19 protein-coding genes are annotated in these 22,060 nt (G+C 57.7%); 6 read left to right on the forward strand and 13 right to left on the reverse strand.

Translation table 11 applies throughout. The features are described from left to right. Positions 1-86: 86 nt before the first annotated feature. A complete protein-coding gene (locus QRN85_RS15405) occupies positions 87-1,256 on the reverse strand; it encodes a DUF3095 domain-containing protein (protein ID WP_284759599.1) in 1,170 nt (389 codons plus the stop codon). A gap of 284 nt (positions 1,257-1,540) precedes the next feature. Here QRN85_RS15405 and QRN85_RS15410 point away from each other — a divergent pair, with 284 nt between their 5' ends. From QRN85_RS15410 to QRN85_RS15420, 3 genes are all read left to right on the forward strand, one after another. Next, entirely contained in the window at positions 1,541-2,647 is a 1,107-nt protein-coding gene (locus QRN85_RS15410) for a branched-chain amino acid ABC transporter substrate-binding protein (RefSeq protein ID WP_062585058.1), read from the forward strand. A 163-nt stretch (positions 2,648-2,810) separates the two neighbouring features. Continuing rightward, positions 2,811-4,520 carry an adenine deaminase gene (gene ade / locus QRN85_RS15415; protein ID WP_284759171.1) on the forward strand — a complete coding sequence of 570 codons (1,710 nt, stop codon included), beginning with the start codon at positions 2,811-2,813 and terminating at the stop codon, positions 4,518-4,520. Between the two features lie 95 nt (positions 4,521-4,615). Then, positions 4,616-5,566, forward strand: a complete 951-nt coding sequence (locus tag QRN85_RS15420) for a cyclic di-GMP phosphodiesterase (protein ID WP_162723386.1) — start codon at positions 4,616-4,618, stop codon at positions 5,564-5,566. 11 nt (positions 5,567-5,577) lie between these two features. Here the strand turns inward: QRN85_RS15420 and bglA are convergent, their stop codons facing one another. Then, positions 5,578-7,245: a beta-galactosidase BglA gene (bglA, locus tag QRN85_RS15425; RefSeq protein ID WP_113092521.1), complete on the reverse strand. Its 1,668-nt coding sequence runs from the start codon at positions 7,243-7,245 to the stop codon at positions 5,578-5,580. 164 nt (positions 7,246-7,409) lie between these two features. On the opposite strand from bglA, the gene QRN85_RS15430 reads away from it, so the two are divergent. Together QRN85_RS15430 and QRN85_RS15435 are read left to right on the forward strand one after the other, a co-directional pair. Next, complete coding sequence (locus QRN85_RS15430) at positions 7,410-8,327, forward strand: sugar kinase (protein WP_284759172.1); 918 nt, start codon at positions 7,410-7,412, stop codon at positions 8,325-8,327. Between the two features lie 91 nt (positions 8,328-8,418). Continuing rightward, on the forward strand, positions 8,419-9,489 hold the full coding sequence (locus tag QRN85_RS15435; protein WP_284759173.1) for a bifunctional monoglucosyl/glucuronosyl diacylglycerol synthase: 1,071 nt from the start codon (positions 8,419-8,421) through the stop codon (positions 9,487-9,489). Between the two features lie 193 nt (positions 9,490-9,682). Here the strand turns inward: QRN85_RS15435 and QRN85_RS15440 are convergent, their stop codons facing one another. The 5 genes from QRN85_RS15440 to QRN85_RS15460 all read right to left on the reverse strand — a co-directional run bounded on the left by QRN85_RS15440 (position 9,683) and on the right by QRN85_RS15460 (position 13,870). Beyond that, a complete protein-coding gene (locus tag QRN85_RS15440) occupies positions 9,683-10,291 on the reverse strand; it encodes a DUF2026 family protein (RefSeq protein ID WP_113099291.1) in 609 nt (202 codons plus the stop codon). A 69-nt stretch (positions 10,292-10,360) separates the two neighbouring features. After that, a complete protein-coding gene (locus QRN85_RS15445; RefSeq protein ID WP_284759174.1) occupies positions 10,361-10,825 on the reverse strand; it encodes an NUDIX hydrolase in 465 nt (154 codons plus the stop codon). Between the two features lie 23 nt (positions 10,826-10,848). Then, complete coding sequence (gene der, locus QRN85_RS15450) at positions 10,849-12,288, reverse strand: ribosome biogenesis GTPase Der (RefSeq protein WP_062585046.1); 1,440 nt, start codon at positions 12,286-12,288, stop codon at positions 10,849-10,851. 174 nt (positions 12,289-12,462) lie between these two features. Beyond that, positions 12,463-13,134, reverse strand: coding sequence for a tetratricopeptide repeat protein (locus tag QRN85_RS15455; RefSeq protein ID WP_062585044.1), 672 nt, complete (start codon positions 13,132-13,134; stop codon positions 12,463-12,465). Positions 13,135-13,285: 151 nt separating this feature from the next. Continuing rightward, complete coding sequence (locus QRN85_RS15460) at positions 13,286-13,870, reverse strand: NnrU family protein (RefSeq protein ID WP_284759175.1); 585 nt, start codon at positions 13,868-13,870, stop codon at positions 13,286-13,288. A 136-nt stretch (positions 13,871-14,006) separates the two neighbouring features. On the opposite strand from QRN85_RS15460, the gene QRN85_RS15465 reads away from it, so the two are divergent. Further along, positions 14,007-14,990 (forward strand): polysaccharide deacetylase family protein, encoded by a 984-nt coding sequence (locus QRN85_RS15465; RefSeq protein WP_284759176.1) that lies wholly within the window; start codon positions 14,007-14,009, stop codon positions 14,988-14,990. 54 nt (positions 14,991-15,044) lie between these two features. Here the strand turns inward: QRN85_RS15465 and bacA are convergent, their stop codons facing one another. The 6 genes from bacA to QRN85_RS15495 all read right to left on the reverse strand — a co-directional run bounded on the left by bacA (position 15,045) and on the right by QRN85_RS15495 (position 21,771). Beyond that, positions 15,045-16,322, reverse strand: a complete 1,278-nt coding sequence (gene bacA / locus QRN85_RS15470; protein ID WP_113094269.1) for a bacteroid development protein BacA — start codon at positions 16,320-16,322, stop codon at positions 15,045-15,047. A gap of 183 nt (positions 16,323-16,505) precedes the next feature. After that, positions 16,506-17,258 carry a type I methionyl aminopeptidase gene (gene map, locus QRN85_RS15475; protein WP_062585038.1) on the reverse strand — a complete coding sequence of 251 codons (753 nt, stop codon included), beginning with the start codon at positions 17,256-17,258 and terminating at the stop codon, positions 16,506-16,508. 52 nt (positions 17,259-17,310) lie between these two features. Then, entirely contained in the window at positions 17,311-18,372 is a 1,062-nt protein-coding gene (locus QRN85_RS15480; RefSeq protein WP_284759177.1) for an LLM class flavin-dependent oxidoreductase, read from the reverse strand. Positions 18,373-18,504: 132 nt separating this feature from the next. Then, entirely contained in the window at positions 18,505-18,972 is a 468-nt protein-coding gene (locus tag QRN85_RS15485) for an SRPBCC family protein (RefSeq protein WP_062585034.1), read from the reverse strand. A 124-nt stretch (positions 18,973-19,096) separates the two neighbouring features. Further along, positions 19,097-20,401: an O-antigen ligase family protein gene (locus QRN85_RS15490; RefSeq protein WP_284759178.1), complete on the reverse strand. Its 1,305-nt coding sequence runs from the start codon at positions 20,399-20,401 to the stop codon at positions 19,097-19,099. Beyond that, positions 20,398-21,771: a GumC family protein gene (locus tag QRN85_RS15495; protein ID WP_284759179.1), complete on the reverse strand. Its 1,374-nt coding sequence runs from the start codon at positions 21,769-21,771 to the stop codon at positions 20,398-20,400. Before QRN85_RS15495 ends, QRN85_RS15490 begins: the two co-directional genes overlap by 4 nt. Positions 21,772-22,060 lie beyond the last annotated feature (289 nt).

Consider the following 22,060-nt stretch of genomic DNA (forward strand, 5'->3'; position numbering starts at 1 on the left):
CACACCGGTATCTGGCTGCTTCATTAAAGCGCCCAGTGCCGGTCCGGTTTGGAGAACTTCTCAAAAGCGTATCTACGCTTGGTTTGTCAGGGTGCAGAAGCCATCTGCATCTTGAGTTTGGTGGCAGCTCGGGCGTAGCCACCCTCTCCCCCATCGACGAAATGCATATGATCTTTCGACAAGGGAGACGGCACGATACAGGTCATCAACGCCGTATCCTGTTCATGCAGCCCGTAGAAGCAGATTCCTTCCCTTGCAGCACCTTCAAGCCGTGACTTGATCTTCTTCAGCCTCTCGCCATCGACATCGACGGTCATTTTCAGACCATCATCGAATTTACGGAAATCCGTATTGCTGGCAACGGCGCGTTTGTATTGAATGGGATCAAACCGGCCGACCGGCTTTTTCAACGCGTAAAGGACGGCGATCAGCACCGTCTGAAACATGACCCAAGCACCGTTTCGCAACTGCGATATACGGTCGCGGTAAGCTGAAAGAGCACTCGCTTCCAGGAACAGGCCCTCGCGAATGAAGCCGAGCGCTGGCCCCTCCACCGGTATCGGATGTCCGCCTCTTCCATCTTCATTCGCCAGAGCCACGATCTCGGCAACGATTTCCCGGAATGCCAGCTCATCGCGTTTGGGCCCAGGCAGTGCAATTATCGACACGACGTGTCCTTGAGTCGCCTTTATCGGATTCCAGCGACAGGAAAGGCCGGTCAAATCCGGACGCTCACCCTTGCCCGCTTGCTGGATCAGAAAAGCTCCCTGCTTCATCTGCTCGTCAGCCCAATGGTTGCCGCCGCCGGAGAACATGGCGTAGGAAACATCCGGGCTGGCCTTGAGCCGCGCCACGCGCACATCTAGACCATTGTCACGAATGGCCGAAACGGGCACGATGGCAGCGCGCAGTGTCAGGCCGATATCGTCCGCTACCCAGCTCTGCACTTTCGACAGCGCCTCACGCGCAGCCTCGATCTGTTGCGATGGAATGGCGATTGCGGCGCCGTCCCCTCCGAAGACGAAGGGTAAATCGTGACGTCCCAGCGCGTTTAGAACGCCGGAAATGACGCCAGCCCCGGCCATGTTGACCGCCTTGTAACGGCCAGCATCGATAGCGCCGGTCGAATCGATGACATCAGCCAGCGCCAATGCCCAGCCATCCGGCAAGGCACGATAAAGCGTGGGGTCGGCCACATCCTCGAAATGCAGGAAGACCGGCAGGTTTTTCAAAAATTCGTCGTCAGGCGATATCATCATGACATTATCCTACTCCGTGCGACGAAAAGCCAGATATATCGCTGGATCGAGGGGCGGCCAGGCCGGTGCATTTCCCTCACAGAGGATTTACGCTGACAAGGCGGATTTGGATCAAACACGACTTGCGAAATCGCGTCCGGCGAGTATGACGGGAAAAGGATGTCGGAAGTCAAACATGAAACGACAACGTGTTGCCTGGAGGTACGGCTGATCTGCGCTGTCCAAAGCGCCCGTCCTCCCGCGATTCATCCGGGACACGCCCAAACCAAGGAGAGACCAGAATGAAACTCAAGATTCTATCGGGCCTGACGCTCGCCGCTTCGGTTGCCTTCGCACCATTGGCCCATGCAGAGATCGTCATCGGTCTTATTGCACCATTGACGGGTCCGGTTGCAGCATACGGCGATCAGGTGAAGAACGGCGCGCAGACCGCAGTCGACGTCATCAACAAGAATGGCGGCATTCTGGGCGAACAGGTCGTGCTGAAGCTGGCCGATGATGGTGGCGAACCCAAGCAGGGTGTATCGGCCGCCAACCAGCTGGTTGCAGAAGGCATTCGCTTCGTCGTCGGTCCGGTCACGTCGGGTGTCGCCATTCCCGCTTCGGACGTCTTTGCCGAGAACGGCATCCTGATGGTAACGCCGACAGCGACCGCTCCTGACCTGACAAACCGCGACCTGTGGAACGTGCTGCGCACCTGCGGTCGCGACGACCAGCAGGCCGAAGTCGCCGGCAAGCTGGTTCTGGCACAGTTGAAGGACCGCCGCATCGCCATCATCCACGACAAGGGCGCATATGGCAAAGGCCTGGCGGACTCCTTCAAGAAGACCCTCAATGACGGTGGCGTGACGGAAGTCTTTTATGATGCCCTGACACCGGGCGAGAAGGATCTGAGCGCGCTCACGACGCGCCTCAAGTCCGAGAATGTCGACGTCGTCTACTTCGGCGGCTACCACCCGGAAGCCGGTCTTCTGGTTCGCCAGTTGAATGATTCCGGCGCGAAGGCAACGGTTATCGGCGGTGACGGCCTCTCCAACTCCGAATTCTGGAGCATTGGCGGCAATGCAGCAGCTGGTACCATCTTCACCAACGCAGCCGACGCCACCAAGAGCGCCGATTCCAAGGCGGCAGCAGATGCGCTGAAGGCAGCCAATATTCCTGCTGAAGCCTTCACGCTCAATGCCTACGCCGCTGTAGAAGTACTGAAGGCCGGTATCGAAAAGGCTGGAAGTGCAGAGGATTCTGAAGCCGTTGCAAAGGCTCTGAAATCCGGCGAAGGCGTTCCAACAGCCATCGGCAAGCTGACCTATGGCGAAACCGGCGACCTCAGCTCGCAGGCGTTCTCGCTGTACAAGTGGGAAAACGGCAAGATCGTTTCCGCAGAATAAGACGCGGTGCTATTGAGAGACGTAACCGGGTGCGACCTTCGCGCCCGGTTATTTTTTTGGGGCTTCAATCAATCATGCCCCGTCATTGCAGATTGCGGAACTGGACAAGCCATGGGCAGGTCTGGCTTACTCTGCAGCACAAGAAACCCGGATGAGGTACAGAATGGCATCGGCACTCGCGCGCAAGATCGATCAGGGAACAGCTCGGGAAAAAGCCGATATCGTTTTGAAAGGTGGCCGCTTCTTCGATCTGGTGACCGGCGAACTGGTTGCGTCAGATATCGCGATCTGCGGTGATACGATCATCGGCACCTGCGAGAATTACGAGGGCGTCGACGTCATCGACATCACCGGCAAGATCGTCGTGCCCGGCTTTATCGATACGCATCTTCATATCGAATCGTCTCTGGTCACACCGCATGAATTTGACCGATGCGTGCTTCCCTATGGCGTGACCACGGTCATCTGCGACCCGCATGAAATCGCCAATGTTTTAGGCGAAGAGGGCATTCAGTTCTTCCTGGATTCGTCGCTGGAAACGATCATGGACATCCGCGTGCAGCTCTCCTCCTGCGTGCCCGCCACCCATCTGGAAACATCCGGCGCGGATTTGCCGATTGAAAAGCTTCTGCCGTTTCGGCAGCATCCAAGCGTCATCGGCCTTGCCGAGTTCATGAATTTTCCCGGTGTCATCCACAGGGACCCGGTCTGCATGGCCAAGCTCGAGGCGTTCCAGGGCCAGCACATAGACGGCCATGCCCCGCTTTTGTCGGGCACCGCCTTGAACGGCTACCTGTCAGCGGGGATCCGCACCGAGCATGAATGCACGACGGCAACCGAAGCCCTGGAGAAAATCCGCAAGGGAATGCATATTCTGGTCCGCGAGGGCTCGGTTTCCAAGGACCTCCACGCGCTGATGCCGCTGATTACGGAGCGGCTTTCCCCCTATCTGGCTCTGTGCACGGACGATCGCAACCCGCTCGACATCGCCGAACAGGGCCACCTCGATTACATGATCCGCACTGCCATCGCGAATGGTGTCGAGCCGCTTGCCATCTATCGCGCCGCCTCGATTTCTGCTGCCCGGGCTTTCGGCCTGCGGGACCGTGGCCTTGTCGCTCCTGGCTGGCGCGCGGATCTCGTCGTTATCGATACGCTGCAGAACTGCAAGGCAAGCATGGTCTTTTCAGCCGGTCGCCGGGTTACGGATGAGCTTTTTGCCAGCCGCAAGCCCGTGCAGCCCGTCGGTCTCGACAGCGTAAAAGCGCGGCCGGTGCAGGCGTCGCATTTCGGCGTCGCAGCAACGGAGGGCGAAACGCCCGTCATCGGCGTCATGCCGGGCAAGATCATCACGGAACATCGCCGCTATACCCTGCCTACCGATGGAAACCAGACGAGCATCGATCTGGAGAACGACATCATCAAGGTCGCGGTCATCGAACGCCACGGCAAGAATGGCAATCACGCAAACGGTTTCGTGCAGGGGTTCGGTCTCAAGAAGGGGGCTATTGCCTCCACCGTCGGCCATGACAGCCACAATATCTGCGTCGTCGGCGTCAGCGAGGATGACATGGCCCAGGCCGCAAACCGCCTGGGTGAAATCAAGGGCGGCTTTGTGGTGGTTGAAGATGGCGAGATCACCGGCGAGATTGCCCTGCCCGTTGCAGGCCTCATGAGCCTTGAACCTTACGAGACGGTGCGTGACACGCTCCACAGCTTGCGAAAGGCGGCCTACGCGCTCGGGACCACTCTGGAAGAACCTTTCCTGCAGGTGGCATTCCTGCCCCTGCCCGTCATTCCCCATTTGAAGATATCGGACATGGGGATGGTGGATGTTGATCAGTTTGCACTGATAGACACTGTTTCCAAGTAACGAAGGATAAATAATATAAAGCTTTGCTCATGTTAAATTAAGACAGTTCTGCTAATACTAAACTGTCTGATGGAGTATTTCTACCGGAGCTCTTTGTGGCTGTAACAAGAATTGATAAATCACAACTCAAGATCGGAATGTTCGTCGAGGCTATAGAAGGCGCCTGGCAGGACAGTCCGACACTTGGAAGGCGTTTTACAATTCGCTCCGGGCACGAAATAGACATGATCCGCAACAGTAATGTCAGCGCAGTCTTCATCAATACGGCCTTGGGCCGCAGTATAACCTCCGCGGACCACCCTTCCAGAGCCGGAAATATTGGAACCGCGAGCAAACACGAAAAGCTGCAGACTTCCCGAAAAATACAGGCCCAGGCAGCCGAAGCCCGATCCCTGATCGAGGACGTCTTCGAGGGGCGCATCCTGAAGGCTGAAGCCTTTACGCCGCTGGTTGAGGATGTGGCGCGCACGATGGAAGAAAACCCGTCGCTCTATATCGGCATGTCGCGTATGCGATCGCGCGATAATGCAACGTTCGTACATTCCCTTGCCGTTGCGGCCCTGCTGCTCCATTTCGGGCGATCCATGCACATGGATGACGAAAGTGTCGAGCAACTGTGCATGGCGGGCATTCTCCATGACATCGGCAAACTGACCATTTCCAAGGAGGTCCTTCAGAAACAAGGACCCTTGAGCGCCGCTGAGCGCGATTTGATGGAGCAGCATCCACAGCGCGGCTACGATCTCTTGTCCACCCACGCCAAGATGCCGCAGCTCGTCCTCGACATCTGTCGCTCCCATCATGAAAGGCCCGATGGTAAAGGTTACCCGGACAAGCTGAAGGGCGCGGAAATCGGTACGGAAGTGCGCATGAGCACCATCTGCGACGTCTTCGACGCCCTTACCTCGGCGCGCCCCTACAAGAAGGGCTGGTCATCGCAGCAGGCGTTGAGCTGGATGATGTCCCGCGAAGACCAGTTCGACAAGGCGCTGCTGTGGCAGTTCATTCTCAGTCTCGACCCTGAGATGACGAAGGGCATCCTGTAGCGCGACCCGCGCTACGCAACAGTCCCGCAAAAGACATCGAGCCCATCCAGCTTCACCACTGCACCATCAAAAAGCGGCTCAAAGCCCGGCATTTCCAGTGCTTCGCGGACTTTCAAGTCTGCCGGGATTAGAAATTCTGCTGGCTCGCGCGTCAGGTTGAAAACAAACAGCAGCGTTTCGGTGCCCTTGTGGCGGGTAAAGGCCAGCACATCCTGTTGCGTGTCCAGAAACACCATATCGCCGTCACGCAGCGCGGCATGGCGCTTGCGGAAGGCCAGCACGGCTTTGTAGTGGTTCAAAACCGAGTCTGGTTTGCGCTCCTGCCCATCTGCGGCCAGCATGGCGTGTGCATAAGGCACCGGCAGCCATGGCTTCTCGGCGGTCGTAAAGCCGGCATTGCGGCCTCCGGTTTCCCACACCATCGGCGTTCTGCATCCGTCACGACCCTTGAAGGCTGGCCAGAAGCGAATGCCGTAGGGGTCACGCAGGTCTTCAAAGGCCAGTTCCGCCTCGGTCAGCGCCAGCTCTTCACCCTGATAAAGGCAGATGGAGCCACGCAACGTGGCTAGCACGCAAAATGCCAGCTTGGCGACACGGTTCTGCTCCTGATTGCTTTCGGCAAAGCGGCTGAGATGGCGCACCACATCATGATTCGAGAATGCCCAGCAGACCCAGCCATCGGTCACGGCCTTCTGGAAACCGGCGACAGCACCGCGAATGTGGCTCGCGGAAAAATCCGGCGATAGAAGGTCGAAGGTGTAGCACATGTTGAGCTTGTCACCGTCTGCCGTATAGGCCGCCACGGTTTTCAGAGACCGGGCTCCATCGCCGACCTCGCCCACCGTCATGCGTCCCTCATATTCGTCCAGCAAGGCGCGAAACCGCCGAAGAAAATCGATGTTCTCAACCTGCGTCTTGTCGTGGATGTGGCTCTGCATCCCGTAAGGGTTCACGTCAGGCGCATCGAGACCGGCATCGTCGCTGTCTGGTTCGTGCGGCGGGTTATCGCGCAGCAGCTTGTCATGGAAATAGTAGTTCACAGTATCAAGGCGGAAGCCATCCACACCGCGATCGAGCCAGAAGCGCACCGTTTCCAGAAGAGCATCCTGGACTTCCCTATTGTGAAAATTCAGGTCCGGCTGAGAGGCCAGGAAATTGTGCATGTAATATTGCTTGCGCACGCCATCCCATTCCCAGGCGGGGCCGCCGAAAACGGAAAGCCAGTTATTGGGCGCGGTGCCGTCCGGCTTTGGATCTGCCCAGACATACCAGTCTGCCTTCGAATTCGTGCGGCTGACACGGCTGTCCATGAACCACGGGTGCTGGTCGGATGTGTGGGAGATGACCTGATCGATGATGATCTTCAGCCCCAGACGATGCGCTTCGGCCACCAGAGTATCGAAATCTTCCAGGGTTCCGAACATCGGATCGACATTGCAATAATCCGAAACGTCATAGCCCATGTCTGCCATGGGCGATGTGAAGAAAGGGGAAAGCCAGATGCCATCCACACCCAGCGAAGAAATATAGGGCAGACGTTTGGTGATGCCGGGAAGGTCACCATATCCATCGCCCGTCGTATCCTGAAAGGAACGAGGATAGACTTGATAAATGACCGCTCCCCTCCACCAATCCTTATGATCTGCAACGGCTGGGGTGGAGGCATTCGGGTCCGGCATGGGCAATCTCCGTTCAATTTGTGCAGAGCATATAAAGCCCACGTCAATTCGTAAACGCCAAAGACGTTCCATGACACACCACGACGGACACAGGGTATCGTGCCCTTGCCACCACGCGGCAAGCATCGTAATGGCGGAACGTCGATTTTCGGGAGGCAAATGCAATGGGTGGACGGCTTCTTTCTGTTGGCGAATGCATGGTGGAACTGTCGCAGGCGGGCGATGGGCTGCTGCGCAAGGGCTTTGCCGGAGATACTCTGAACACCGCGTGGTATGCACGCGCCTGTCTCCCGTCCGAATGGAAAGTCGAATTCTTCACCGCTTTGGGCGATGATCCGCTTTCTGCTGAAATGCTGTCATTCATCGAGAAGGCGGGCATCGAAACAGGCAGTGTCGCGCGCATCACCGGCGGCACGCCCGGGCTTTATCTCATCAACCTGAAGGATGGAGAGCGCACCTTCAGCTATTGGCGCAACGCGTCCGCTGCCCGCAAGCTCGCCATCGATGCCGACCACCTGCGGGCCACCGTCGAGGAAGCGGATCTCATCTATTTTTCGGGCATAACGCTGGCGATTCTCGAAAACCCGCTGGCCGTCGATACGTTTCTGTCAGAGCTGCGCCGCGCCAGAGCTTCGGGAAAACAGGTCGTCTTCGATCCCAATATCCGGCCGCGCCTGTGGGCGGACAGGCGCACGATGCTGGACACCATTACCGCCGGTGCGCGGGCCGCAACGCTCGTCATGCCGAGCTTTGACGATGAGACGGTGAATTTTGGCGATGCCGATATCGATGCAACGATTGCTCGTTACTGTGCGCTTGGCGTCTCCCAACTGGTCGTCAAAGATGGGGCCAAGGGCGCAACACTTGATTTCGATGGCGAGCGCAGCCACGCCCCCGCCACGCAGGCCATCTCCGTCGTGGATACCACGAGTGCGGGCGACAGCTTCAACGGCGCCTTCCTTTCCAGACTGGTGACAGGCAGGACACCGCAGGAGGCTGCCATCTTCGCGGCAAAGGTTGCGGCAACCGTTATCGGCCACCACGGGGCGCTAATTGAGCCCGCCTTGCTGCCGCACGACTGAACTCTGCAGTGACATGAAGCTGTAACACACCTGTCGCATACACGCGGTGACCCGGCACAACGGGACTCGCGAGCGCGGAGGTCCGCACAGCATGACCAGAATAACCATCGTCACAGATGCATGGCATCCACAGGTCAATGGCGTTGTTCGTTCCATCGAGAACACCAACACCGAACTGGAGCGGATGGGCGTGGAGGTCTGCATGGTGACCCCGCAGAATTTTCACTCCGTTCCCTGCCCCACCTATCCGGAAATTCGCCTGTCCGTGGCGGGCTATCGGCGGGTATCCCGCGCTATCGAAAAAAGCCAGCCATCCTACGTCCATATCGCCACCGAAGGGCCGCTGGGCTTCATGGCGCGGCGCTGGTGCATCAAGCACAATATGCGCTTTTCGACCAGCTATCACACGCGCTTCCCGGAATATGTCGCTGCCCGTTTTCCCATTCCCGAAAGCTGGCTCTATGCCTTTGTCCGCTGGTTCCATAATGGCGGCAGCGCCTGCATGGTGGCGACGCCCAGCCTCGAAACGGAACTCGATGCACGCGGCGTCAAGAACCTGCGGCGCTGGAGCCGCGGGATCGATGCCGACATGTTCTATCCGCGCAAGAAGGTCGCCCAGCCATTCGACCTGCCGCGCCCCATCTTCATGACGGTTGGCCGCGTCTCGGTTGAAAAGAACCTGCCCGAGTTTCTGGACCTCGACCTGCCGGGATCGAAGGTCGTCGTGGGTGACGGCCCTGCCCGCGCTGAACTTGAGGACAAATATCCGGACGTGCTCTTTACCGGCGTAAAGACCGGCGAAGATTTGGCGCAGGCTTATTCTCAGGCCGATGTCTTCGTGTTTCCATCCAAGACGGACACATTCGGCAACACCATTCTTGAGGCCTTGGCAAGCGGCGTCCCCGTCGCCGCTTTTCCCGTGACGGGTCCGCTGGATATTCTTGGCGCACACCCGGATGCAGGCCAGTTGAACGTGGATTTGCAGACCGCCTGCCTCGCCGCACTGGATTGTTCTTCGCAGGCCGCGCTTGCGCTGTCCCGGACCTATTCCTGGGAAAAGGCGTCGCGCCAGTTTCTGGACAACGTGACCTCGGCCGCAAGTTCCGGCATACAGGAAGCCCGCGACCGCGCTAGAGCTGGCGCTACAGCATTTCCCTGCTAATTGGAGCGCCGCACAAATATCGACAGATCGGGCGATTTTTTCAGCGGCGCATGTGGACGAAAGCCCACAAGGCTGTCACAAGACGCCTCGGGATGCGACTGCCGCTATCTATAGAGCGGGGTCGGGCTGCTGATTGACGTCAGGCGGCTGCCGCGAGATTACGCTGGCCGTCCTTTTTCCAAAAACGTCGTCGTTACCACGTGCCAGTCAGCGCATTTCCCGAAAGGGGAATGGTTCTGCTCTTGCCCGACGAATCGGAAACGGAAAGCTCGCTCTGCATCGACTTTGGCGATTTGCGAAACCAGCCTGCGGCAATCGATGCCAGATCACCGATCATGGCGTGTTTGCGCCAGTCTGCGAAGCGACGCGCGGTTGCTTCCGGCTCCGACTTGTAGAAGAAATCGCCGGATTGCTTCAGCTCGTTGAGCGACGGTGCCATGGATGCGAGCGGACGCTGGAACATCTTCGACGGGACGGCAAGCTCACGCGCGGCCTGTGAGAACGCAGGGGCCATGAAGTCAATGGCCCACCCATCAGCCTCCACCCAGCAATGAAAATTCTCGCCAGCACCGGTAACATGGCCGTCATCGCGGTGATCCGCGAAAAGAATGAGCTTTCCATCGAGATTATAGGCCGCAAGCCCACCCTTAGGCTTGGCCTTGACCTTGTAATGATGCTCCAGAATGAATGCGCCGAATGTGCTGAAATACATGCTGGCCGTTGCGGGATCGGCATTCTCGTTGATCAGCAGGCTGTTGATGACGCGGTAGATACGATGATAATCGGTCTGCTTGATCAGCATGATAAGTCCTTGAGAAATATGATCGATGCCTCCAAACAGCGCTGTGCCTGTGGCGTCGAGCCCTGCGGGCTAGGGTGTTTGAATGCGCAGATATTCCGATGGACTGCGTTGAACGAACTCGGCTTCGACGTGCCGGAGCACGTTCCGTTGACCCGCGAAAGGCACCATTGTCAACGCCTCGCTGAAAGACACCCAACGAAATTCACTGTGCTCTTCATTGATCGTAACATCAGCGACGGCATCGACAATTCCCACGAAAACCGGGAGCATACTGATTGCATCGCGATCTGCCTCGTAGAACTGTTCGCAGATGTCGCCTGAATACAGATGCTGACATACCAGCCCCGTCTCTTCCCGCACCTCTCGCAACGCCGTCTGCCACGCTGTTTCGCCGTCTTCGATACCGCCGGCAATCTGGCACCACTCACCAACCAACGTATGGTTCCGGCGTAGCAGCAACACCTGATAACCGACCGGATTTTCACGGATCACGACAACCGATACCGCGAAACTACGGATTGGAATGTCGGCCATGAATTTAACTCCGTCGATGAAGCTTACCGCTTCTTCTTCGCCTTATGTTCGAACGGATTGTCCGAGCCACGGTAATGCACGCGGATCGGCACGCCCGGCATGTCGAAATCCTTGCGCAGATTGTTGACGAGGTAGCGCGTGTAGGATTCCGGAATGGCTTCGGGCCGCGTGCATGAAATCATGAAGGCAGGCGGGCGGGCCTTGACCTGCGTCATGTATTTCAGGCGCAGACGACGACCGGACACAGCCGGTGGCGGATGCTGAGTGACCTGCATATCCAGCCATTTGTTGAGCTTGGCGGTGGAAATGCGGCGGTTCCAGATCTTGTCGGTATCGATGATGTTCTGCATCAACCGGTCAAGGCCGTAACCCGACTGGCCCGAGATTGGAACGGCACGAATGCCACGAGCCTGCGGCAGAAGACGCTCGGTCTTTTCGCGCAGATCGGCGAGAAATGCCTGCGGATCTTCGACGAGATCCCACTTGTTGAACGCCAGGACGGCTGCACGTCCCTCGCGAATGACGAGATCGACGAGCTGGAGATCCTGCTTCTCAAAAGGGATCGTCGAATCAAACACGATAACCACGGTTTCCGCAAAACGGATGGAGCGCAGGGAATCGGCAACGGAGAGCTTTTCCAGCTTTTCCGTTACGCGCGCCTTGCGGCGCATGCCTGCGGTGTCGAACATCTTGATGGTGCGGCCGCGCCAGTCCCATTCCACGGAAATACTGTCGCGTGTAATGCCCGCTTCCGGCCCGGTCAGCAGCCGGTCTTCGCCGAGGAAGCGGTTGATGAGCGTGGACTTGCCGGCGTTTGGGCGACCGATGATCGCCACGCGCAGCGGCTTGGTCTCGTCGTAAACGGGCTCTTCTTCGTCCTCGTCTTCTTCCCCATCGAGTTCGCCGTAACGAAGGACGATATCCGTTTCCGCCTCTTCGAAATCATCCTCTGGCGGAAAGGCAACATCTTCCCCGATGGCCGCCACGATAGCATCGCGAAGGTCGATCATGCCCTGCCCATGTTCCGCAGAGATCGGGCATGGCTCACCGAGACCCAGCGTATAGGCATCGTAAAAGCCGCCATCGGAGCCGCGGGCTTCCGATTTGTTGGCAACGAGCACGACAGGCTTACCGCGACGGCGCAGCATTTCGCCAAGCGTCTGGTCGGCAGGTGTCAGGCCGAATTTGGCATCAACGACAAACAGGGTAAGATCAGCCTCTTCGATGGCCTCTTCCGTCTGCGCCCACATGCGGCCTTGCAGCGTTTCCGGACCGGATTGCTCCAGACCCGCCGTATCGATGATGGTGAAGCGCAAATCCACCAGCTTGGCGTCGCCCGGGCGGCGGTCGCGGGTCACGCCCGGCGTATCGTCAACAAGCGCCAGCTTCTTGCCAACCAGACGATTGAACAAGGTGGACTTGCCGACATTGGGACGCCCTACGATGGCGACGGTGAAACTCATGGGAAAACCCTAACCTGAACTATGGCCTGGATGCACAGTCTATTCAAAAATTACTGCCGGTCTGGCGAAATGGTGGTTTCAAGAACCGGAGCGGAGCGTAATCAAACTACGTGAGCACCGGAAGCGCCGAAAATGCCATTTGCAGCCGGCCAGCGGCGATTATCGGATAGAGTGTTACGCTGCCTTGCCGGAAGCGGCAATATTATCGAGCATGATCTGCGCACGGCTGGTGACATTGCGCGGTGCCTGCACGTCAGCGGTGATCTGCTCGAACCACTGCTTTGCCTTGACGAAATCACCCGCCTTGTAGGCGGAAAGGCCGAGCGCCTCGCGCGCCGAATTGCGCATGGCCTGACCTTCGCCGGTCAGCACTTCCGCCTGTGCCGAGACCTGCTCATAGGTTCCATTGTCCACCAGCAACCATGCGGCCCGCACCTTTGCGGTGTCGCGGAATACCTGTGGTGCGCTGTTGTCATTGCCGATGGCGGTAAAGGCCGCAATTGCGCCGGCCGCATCGCCCTTCTGCGCCAGAAGCGTGGCGGAGCGGAACTTGGCAAGAACCGGGTAGGAGCCGTGGCCTGCCGTTTCGAGATCGGAGAATGCCTTCAGCGCCTCGTCATTCTTGCCTTCGGATGCAAGCTTGAGAGCGCTTGCGAACTGATCGCCCGAGGAAGACGCACGGCTGTTGTTCCAATATTCATAGACACCGGCACCGGCGGCGCTCAGAACGACAAGGATCGCGGCGCCGACGACGACAACGCCATAGCGTCCCCAGAAATTGCTCAGTTTCTCCGAGCGGATTTGCTCGTTCACTTCGCGGATGAAGCTTTCATTCTCGTTCGCCATCGAATTCTCCGTTACCCGCACCGAATGTATCTACCCAATCGGTCTGCGGACATGCCAAAGCCCTTTGCCGGGGCTGACAAAAAGCCAACCACGATCATTGGACGGCCTTCTAGCCTATTTTCCCTTATATGTAAGGGGAAAACTCACTTTCTTACATCGCGAGAGGCTGAACCCCAATCAACCATTCGTGCAGCTTCCAGATCATCGCTGCCCAGAGAACGACGCCCAGAACGAGCGCGACGATATCGTAACGCGCCGACACAAATGGACGGGTCACCGTCTCGCCTGCCCGTGCCCGACGTTTCAGGATGATGCGCATGACGACGCCCCATGCCAGAAAAGAGGCAAAAAGGATGACCGACGATGTCTCGCCATTGGCAAGAAGGTGGGACAATGCCCAGATCTTGACGGCCAGGATGAGCGGATGTTTTGTCTTGGCGACGATGTGACCAGCCGGCAAAAGGCTGGCGGCAAGACAGATCATCGCAAACAGCATGAGTGTCAGCGCAATGTGGCTCATCCAGATGGGAGGGTTGTACAGCATCCCCGTGACCTGGCGCGCCTGATCGAAGGAATAGGCGACAGCCACGATGGCCACGATGCTGACGAGAGAATAGACACCCTTCCACGGCCCCTCACCCATGCGTGCAATCATGTCTGAGCGAAATCCCGGCGCGATCAACCGAAGGGAATGCGTAGCGAAGAAAAACAGAAGACAGATCAAAAGCAGCAGCATGGATGGCCCCTAAAGCGGATGCGGAAACGCGTTGCTATTGAATTATGGCCAAAAGCCCAAAATTGCCAGACAAATCAAAGCTTCGCCTTATTGCCGCTTCAAAAGGCACCTGCCTTTCAAAATTACGTGGTTGCTGATGTTTCGTTCTATTGCCGTTTTGAGTTTATCACTTTCTGTTGCCGCGCCGGCATTCGCGCAAACAGCGGAGAAACCAAAACAACTCGTCATGGTGTCCTTTGATGGTGCGGGAGACAATTCCCTGTGGGAGCGCAGCCGTGCCACTGCGAAAGAGGTCGGCGCACATTTCACCTACTTCCTTGCCTGCACGCTCGTTATGGACCGCAAGACCAGCGCCAAGAGCTATCAAGGCCCTGGCCAGAAAACGGGCCGGTCCAATGTCGGCTTTGGACAGTCAATCGAAGAGGTCGAAACGCGCCTGCGCAACATCTGGGCAGCATCCCAGGAAGGCCATGAAATTGCCAACCACACCTGCGGCCACTTTGATGGCGGCAACTGGACGGAAGAACAGTGGGACGCCGAATTCACCACGTTCACCAGCACGCTGGAAAATGCCTGGCAGATGATCGGCAAAAAGGATGATGAGCCACAGGGCTGGCGAGATCTTGTCAAAGGTATCAACGGTTTTCGTGCACCCTATCTTTCCCAAGGCGATGCACTGACTGCCGCCCAGAAGAAACATGGCTTTGTCTATGATGCGACAAGCATCACCAAAGGTCCGGCATGGCCGATCAAGAAAAACGGCATCGAGCATTTCGGTCTGCCGCTCATTCCCGAGGGGCCGGATAAACGACCCATCATCGCCATGGATTATAATCTCTTCGTGCGCCACTCCATGGCCATCGAAAACCGGGAAAAATCAGCCGAATTCGAAGAACGCGCCTATCAGGCCTTCCGCACCGCCTTCGACAAGCAATATGACGGCGAGCGAATACCGCTCCAGCTTGGCTTCCACTTCGTGAAAATGAACGGCGGCGCCTATTGGAACGCCTTCGAGCGGTTGCTGCGCGAGGTCTGCAAGAGGCAAGATGTTGCCTGCGTCAGCTACGCTCAGGCCATGCCGATGATAGAAGCGCGACGAGCGCAGAAGTCTGAGGGCTGATTTTCTTACCGCAGAAACTGAAAAGGGTGGCACAAGGCCACCCTTTTTGCTGTCTCAGGTCGGCTTGTTCGCCGCCAACTCACCATCTTCAGCTTCACGCTTGAGATAGCGCTGATCGATCTCCGGCAGCGGCTTGTCGTCAATTGCGGCTTCAAAGGCCTTGAGGCGCTTGTAGATCGATAGAAGCTCAACGATCGTCGTCCAGGAATTGATGAGGTACTGGAAAGATCCACGAACCTGATCGAACACATTTCCAATCTGCGTGAAGACGCCTAGCGTCACCTTGCCCGCAGCGATGGAGGGAATGAGCACAACGAGGCTGTAAAGGTTATCGGCCTGAAGGTAGAAGATACGCGCGACGTTGAAATACATGTAGTGGAAATAGAGACGGAAATAGTTCTTCCGGACATTTGAGAAGAGTTCTGCCACGGTTGCCGGGCGAGCGCGGTCTTCATGGTCCTCGCCATAGACGAGTTCCTTTCTGTAGGCCGCTTCGACACGCTGGTTGCGAAACTCCAGCCCGGGAAGCTTTATTCCGACGAGAGCAAGAAAGCCGGTACCAAAAAGCGACCACAGAATTGCGGCCCATACCAGGGCATGTGGAATTTCACCGATGATTGGAAGTTCGGTGATGGTCTCCGAGAAGGTGAACAGGACGGGAAGGAACGCGATCAGCGTCATGATGGCCCGCACCAAACCAACGCCCAGACCTTCGACCGTGCTGGAAAAGCGCATCGTGTCTTCCTGAACACGCTGCGAGGCGCCTTCGATGTGACGCAGACGATCCCAGTTTGCCATGTAAAATTCGTTCATGGCTGTGCGCCAACGGAAGATGTAGTGACTGACGAAGAACAGGTTCAGCACGCCGACCGTGATAGCAAAGAAAAGAATGCCGGTGACACCGACAAGCCCCATATAGAGCTGCTCGGCCGTGACGGGAGCGGTTTTTGCAAGAGCCTGCTGGACGAGGTCATAATAGGGGCCGTACCACGCATTCATTGCCACGCTGACCTGAACCGAGAAATAGGTCGCGAAAATGATCAATGCTGAACCCAGAATAGACCAGTTCTGCCATCTGTGTGGGCTAAAGACGAACCAGAAAGCCGCAAACAGACCGACGGCAGCTATGTAATAAACATAAAACCAGAGAAATGGTGGCGACCAGAAAACGGAGACCCCGATAATGGGCGGCTGCCCCTCTGGCAGGTCGGGCAGCCCAATTGCATTGCCCCACCCTCTTGCGCCAGCGTACCACAACCCGATCATAAGAAGCGACCAGACCACGGCGGACGTGAAAAACAGTTTGGGTTTTGGGAAGAAGGAATGAAACACGTTTCGAACTCTCGCGAGTTGGGGTCAGCCATTATTGGCGAAGCAGTTTTGCCGGAAACTAGGACAGAAATTGGTCAGCAGCAATGCGACAATCGCTAACTTACGAAGATGTAAGATAAATCTGCCTTCCGGCGCCGTGGATTACAAAACCATTACTTACGTAACGCCTGCAATGCGATGAGATTACTCGGCAAGCGTGAGGATGAGAGGACCGTTCTTGGTCGCGACCACCGTATGTTCGAACTGCACGGTTGGCGCGCTCGGGTCGCTGAACAGCGTCCAGGGATCGTCATCGCCGTCTTCGGCCCAATAGGCGCCCATGGACAGGAAGGGTTCGACCGTAAACACCATGCCTTCGGTCATGATGCGGGTTTCGTCCTTGTCCGGCCATGTCGCAAGCTCGGTCGGCTCCTCATGCAGGGAGCGGCCAATGCCGTGGCTGGCAAGGTTGGTGATAAGCGTATAGCGATTTTTCTTGGCAAATGCGCCGATGGCGTTGCCGATATCGGCCAGCGGCCGTCCGGATTTGATCTGCTGAAGCCCGGTCCACATGGCGCGCTTGCCATCCCGGCACAGCCGTTCAATCTCTTTCTTGACAGGAGGAACGGCGAAGGACGAGCCGGTATCGCCGAAGAACCCGTTTTTGACGGCGGAAACATCGATGTTGACGAGATCACCCGCCTTGATGATGCGCGGTCCGGGAATGCCGTGGGCGACCTCTTCATTGACGCTGATGCAGGTCGCGCCCGGAAACTGATAGCAGAATTCGGGTGCCGATTGCGCACCGTGATCCTCAAGCACTTTCCGACCAATGGTGTCGAGTTCCAAGGTGGTGATGCCGGGCTCCAGCGCGTCACCCATGGTCTGCATCGCCAATGCGCAGATGCGACCGATCTCCTTGAGATGCTCGAGCTCTTCTTCAGTAGAAATAACCATTATCGTTCCATGCTTGCGACACGCTGACAGGCTGAGGCCCCGCCTTTTTCAATCAGGCGGAGGCTTTCGCCCTATCGGCACTGCCAGTCAATTCTTTTCTGACGATGGGCGCGACTTTGGTGCCGTACAGCTCGATGCCGCGCATGATCTGGTCGTGCGGCATAAGGCCAATGGCCATCTGAAGCAGGAAACGGTCATTTTTGAAAACGCCGTGCGCGGCGATGATCTTTTCTGCCACCGCCTCCGGCTCTCCGACGAAGAGATTTCCGGCAGCGCTGCGCGCCGCGTCGAATTGCGCGCGATTGGTCGGCCCCCAGCCACGTTCGCGGCCAATCCGGTTCATGACCTCCGCCTGCGGGCCATAAAACTGATCCGCCGCCATCTCGGTCGTATCGGCAATGAAGCCATGAACGTTGATGCTGGTCTTCTGTTTCGCCGCATCCTGTCCCGCCCTGCGCGCAGCTTCCCGATAGAGATCGAACAGCGGTGCGAAGCGGCGGTATTCTCCCCCGATGATGGCCAGCGCGACCGGCAAGCCCATGGCACCCGCGCGCGCGACAGACTGCGGTGTTCCGCCAACGGCGATCCACACCGGCAGACGCTCCTGCAAGGGGCGCGGATAGACGCCACGACCGTTGATCGGCGGATGCTTGCTGCCGGACCATGTGACGATTTCGTCTTCACGCAGCGCCAGAAGAAGATCCAACTTCTCACTGAAAAGCTCGTCGTAATCCTCGAGATTGTAGCCGAAGAGCGGATAGGACTCGATGAAGGAGCCGCGCCCGGCCATGATTTCCGCACGACCGTTGGAAAGCAGATCAACGGTGGCAAACTGCTGGAACACGCGGATGGGATCATCCGAACTCAGAACCGAAACCGCACTCGTCAACCTTATGTCCCGCGTTTTTACGGCAGCTGCGGCAAGCACGGTGGAGGGCGAAGACACGGCGTAGTCGGAGCGGTGATGCTCACCAAGGCCGAAGACATCGAGCCCGACCTGATCGGCAAGCTCGATCTCCTCCAGCAGGTTCTTGAGGCGGCGGGCACCTTCAGGGCCTCTTCCGTTCGCTGCGTTCGGATCGACGTCCGCAAATGTGTAAAGACCAAGTTCCATGCCAAGCCCTCGAGAGTATTCACCGAGAGATAAGGCTGGAACGGCACGGACGCAAACGCAAAATCCGGCGCGGCGACACAAGCAGCGGCGCTGAGCCAGCGGGCGGCGGGTTTCTCCACGACGACAGGCAGATCAGATACGTTGCAGCAGGGCTTCCATCTGTTCGGCGGCCGCACTCCATCCCTCTTCAAAGCCCATATCCTCGTGTGTCTGCTTGTCCTCTGCTGTCCAGTGCAGGGCGCGTGCGACATAACGTGTGGCGCCGTTTCCGGCATCCTCAAACGTCACATAACCCGTCATGAAGGGTCGGTCTCCGGGCACCCAGCCCTCCCGGAAGGCATCGGTAAAAACCAGACGCTGGTTCTGGACGACATCCAGAAACACGCCGAGATTCTCATAAATCTCTCCGGTTGGCGCGTGCATGACGGTGTTGAAGGCTCCGCCCGGGCGCAGATCGATCACGGCCTGCGAGGTCTGGTAAGGTCGAGGCGCCCACCACTGGATCAGCAATTCAGGGTCCGCCCAGACACGAAAGACCTTTTCCGGCGGAGCATTGACGATGCGGCTTAACGACAATTCATGCTCTGCAATCTTTGGCATTGTTTGTCCCTCGTCCCCAGGAAGAGGCCAACCATATAGTATTTCAGCATCTTCGGTAAGACCTTGCCTGCAAGGGCTTTGCGAGGCGATCCCCCCTGCCCGTCAGGGCTGCCCTGGCCCGGTTTTAAGACGTCGCCAGAACTGCACTTTGGCGCCGCTCGAAGCGTGAGAGGCCACAGACAAGGCCAAGATAGGCCCAGTAATACATCAAGGTGATGGTGGGCGAGGAAATCCAGAAGAGGAAAACCGCATAGGAGCCAGCCCGCAGCAGCGGATGCGGAGACTGCAGGATGATGCGGAAAATCATCACCAGAAACGCGGCAAGAAACAGGAGACCGACAAGGCCCAGCTCCGATAGCGTCTCGGCGTAGACATTGTTCGGAATGGCCTTTTCCTTGTCGACCGCATAATCATTGCGGGTGAAATCCCAACGCAGACGTCCGGGTACATTGAACCCGTATTGGGAAATGCCGACGCCGATGGACAGGTTGTCCTGAAACATGCCGAAAGCTTCGATCGCCGTGTTGGTACGGTCGCTGATCGACGATGTGTCGCTGTCGTCGGAAATCTTGTCGAAGACAAAGGTTTCAAGCAGGGGGGAACCGAGGATCAGGGCGGGCACGATAACGAGCAGCACCTTTATCTTCGACGCTGCATATTTCCCCTTGAGCATCCAGTAGAGCCCTGCGGCAGTCAGGCCCAAAAGTGCCGTGGTCGAAAAGGTCAGGAGAGCCGCGAGCAGCAGCAGCAAGGCCCGCAGCCGGTAGCGCATGTGACATGCCAGCAGAAACGAGAGGATGAAGAACGGACCGGCATAGTTTCCTTCCAGAAACGTCGCAGCCCGGTAAAGGCGCATTCCCGCAAAATCGATCATCTGCGGATTGTCCGGCATACCCGGCAGGCTTGGCAGCGCCATGCCCGCAAGCGACATCAGGAACAGCGTGAAGTGAACGGCGGCGGCGGCGAGAGCGCCCGCAATCCAGATATTTACCGCGAGCTTCGGCTTGAAGTAGGCGGCATAGGCAACGAGGTTCAGCCCCAGCACGCAAAACAGCAGATATGCCGCCTTTGTCAGCCCGTCGATTTCGGGCGACCAGCGGGCCAGGTGGGAGAAGTTTCCAACATTGTCGAAAATTCTCAAGTTCATGAGAAGTGCGACGATGCAGTAGGCAGTCAGCAGAATGCCGAAGATGAGGATGGGCACATCGAAGACGTGAATGCGCATCATCGCAATCGCCGTCAGCCCCCACAGAAGGATCGCGATCTCGAAAATCTTCAGCGGGAATACGAAGTTCACCGTAAACAGCTGCATGAATGGCAAGGTCAGGATCAGCAGGAAGGCAGCCCATGGCACGGAACCGTCGAAACCCGTCGATGTCGCGACCTGTCTTGGCGCGCGGTAAGGCATGGAGTGCACAAGGTCGCTCATGCCGCCAACCCTCTTTTTGCTGAAACGCCGAGCAGATCTGCCCGCAGCAAAATACCGGCCATGACGAGCAGCAGGCCCGTCAGCGCGCCAATGAAGGCCATCATGTTTCGGGGCGGCCCAGCCCGACGCAAGGGAAAGGACGCGGGATCGATGACGCGCGATTGCTCCTGCACGGCACCGGCCTGCTGCGACAATTGCTGCGTGCGCAACAGAAATTCCTCGTAGACCGATCGCTGCGATGCGAGATTTCTCTCAAGTTCGCGAAGAGTGACCATCGTGGCGTCGTTTTCGTTCAACTGGCCTTTCGTCTGGTCGAGCCGCGCGGTGAATAACCTGTTCTGTTCTTCAAGCGTCTTGACATTGCGGGCGGCGGCATCGGCGTGGTTGCGCAATTCGCCATCCAGAACCCTTGTTATCGCCCTGCTCCGTTCCTGCGCAGCCTGATAGGATGGATGGCGCGCTCCCACCGAAGCAGCCAGAACATTCAGCTCTTCCCTGCTCTGGTCATATCGCGCGCGGAGTTGGACGATCGCCCGGCTGAGATCGATGTCAGGCACCGAGGGGCGGTAGGCCGGATCCGCCCGCATCTTGCTCAACTCCGCCGAAATGGCCTTCTGCTGGGCAATTCTGGCCGCCAGATCGGAAACCTGATTGTTCAGCTCGGTCACCTGCCCGGCAATATCGGATTGACCGTTGATCAGCGCGATATTGTGTTTGGCGCGATAGTCCGTCACAGCACGGTCCGCCGCCTCCACCGCCGCCTTCAGGTTTTGCAACTGTTGGGACAGGCTGGAACCGGTCCGCCGCAATGCCTCGGCGCTGCTGTCCTGACGTGTTTGGAAGTAGATGTCGGGGATCTGTCTTGCAATCCGTATCGCACGCTCAGGCTTGGTATCTGTGATTTTCACCTCGATGACGAAGCTGTCGCCGATACGCTTGAGCTTGACGGCATCCCGCAATTTCTCGAGCGCGAGCACCTTCCTGCGCGCCTCGTCGGGATAGTGTGGCGACGCTGCACCAAAGTCCGGGTCGTCAGCGAGGTTCTCGTTCTCTACAACCTTCTCCAGCACCAAATCGGACGTGATGACGCTCTGTTGGCTCAACACCTCAAGGTCCGCAGAACGCTGCTGCTCGGGCCTTTGAAGATCGGACTCGAAAATGCGCGTCCCCTCGGGATCAAGAAGGATTTGCGTGTAGATGAAGTAATAGTTCGGCACCGCAAAGGATGCCGCATAGGGAACAAGCGCGCCAAGAAGGGTGACAAGGCAGACCAGCAGTTTCCGGCGCCAGAGCGCTACCGCCACATCGGCAAGTCTCACCAGACCGCTGACGGGGTGAGTGCGAAAACCGGGACTGCGATCGGCTGTCACTGACATCTCAGGCGGCGAGCGCAAGAAACGGCGGCTGGCACCGCGGATTTGGCCACAAGGCTGCAAAGTGAGAAAATCGATCCGTCACCAGCGCAGAAACACCCTTCAACATCGCCTGGTTACCAGCCTCTTGTTCGCGTTGCGCCGACATTGCGCAGCCGCAGCAGGCTCGGACCGCGCCGGGCGAACCTCAATCGGAATGAAACGGCACTTGCGCCGATTTAATTCAATTGCCGAATTTACAGCCCAACTCATTAAGAATTGGTGTTGGCGGCAAGGCAGGTGCGCA

This window comes from Agrobacterium sp. fls2-241-TYG-188a, assembly GCF_030209845.1.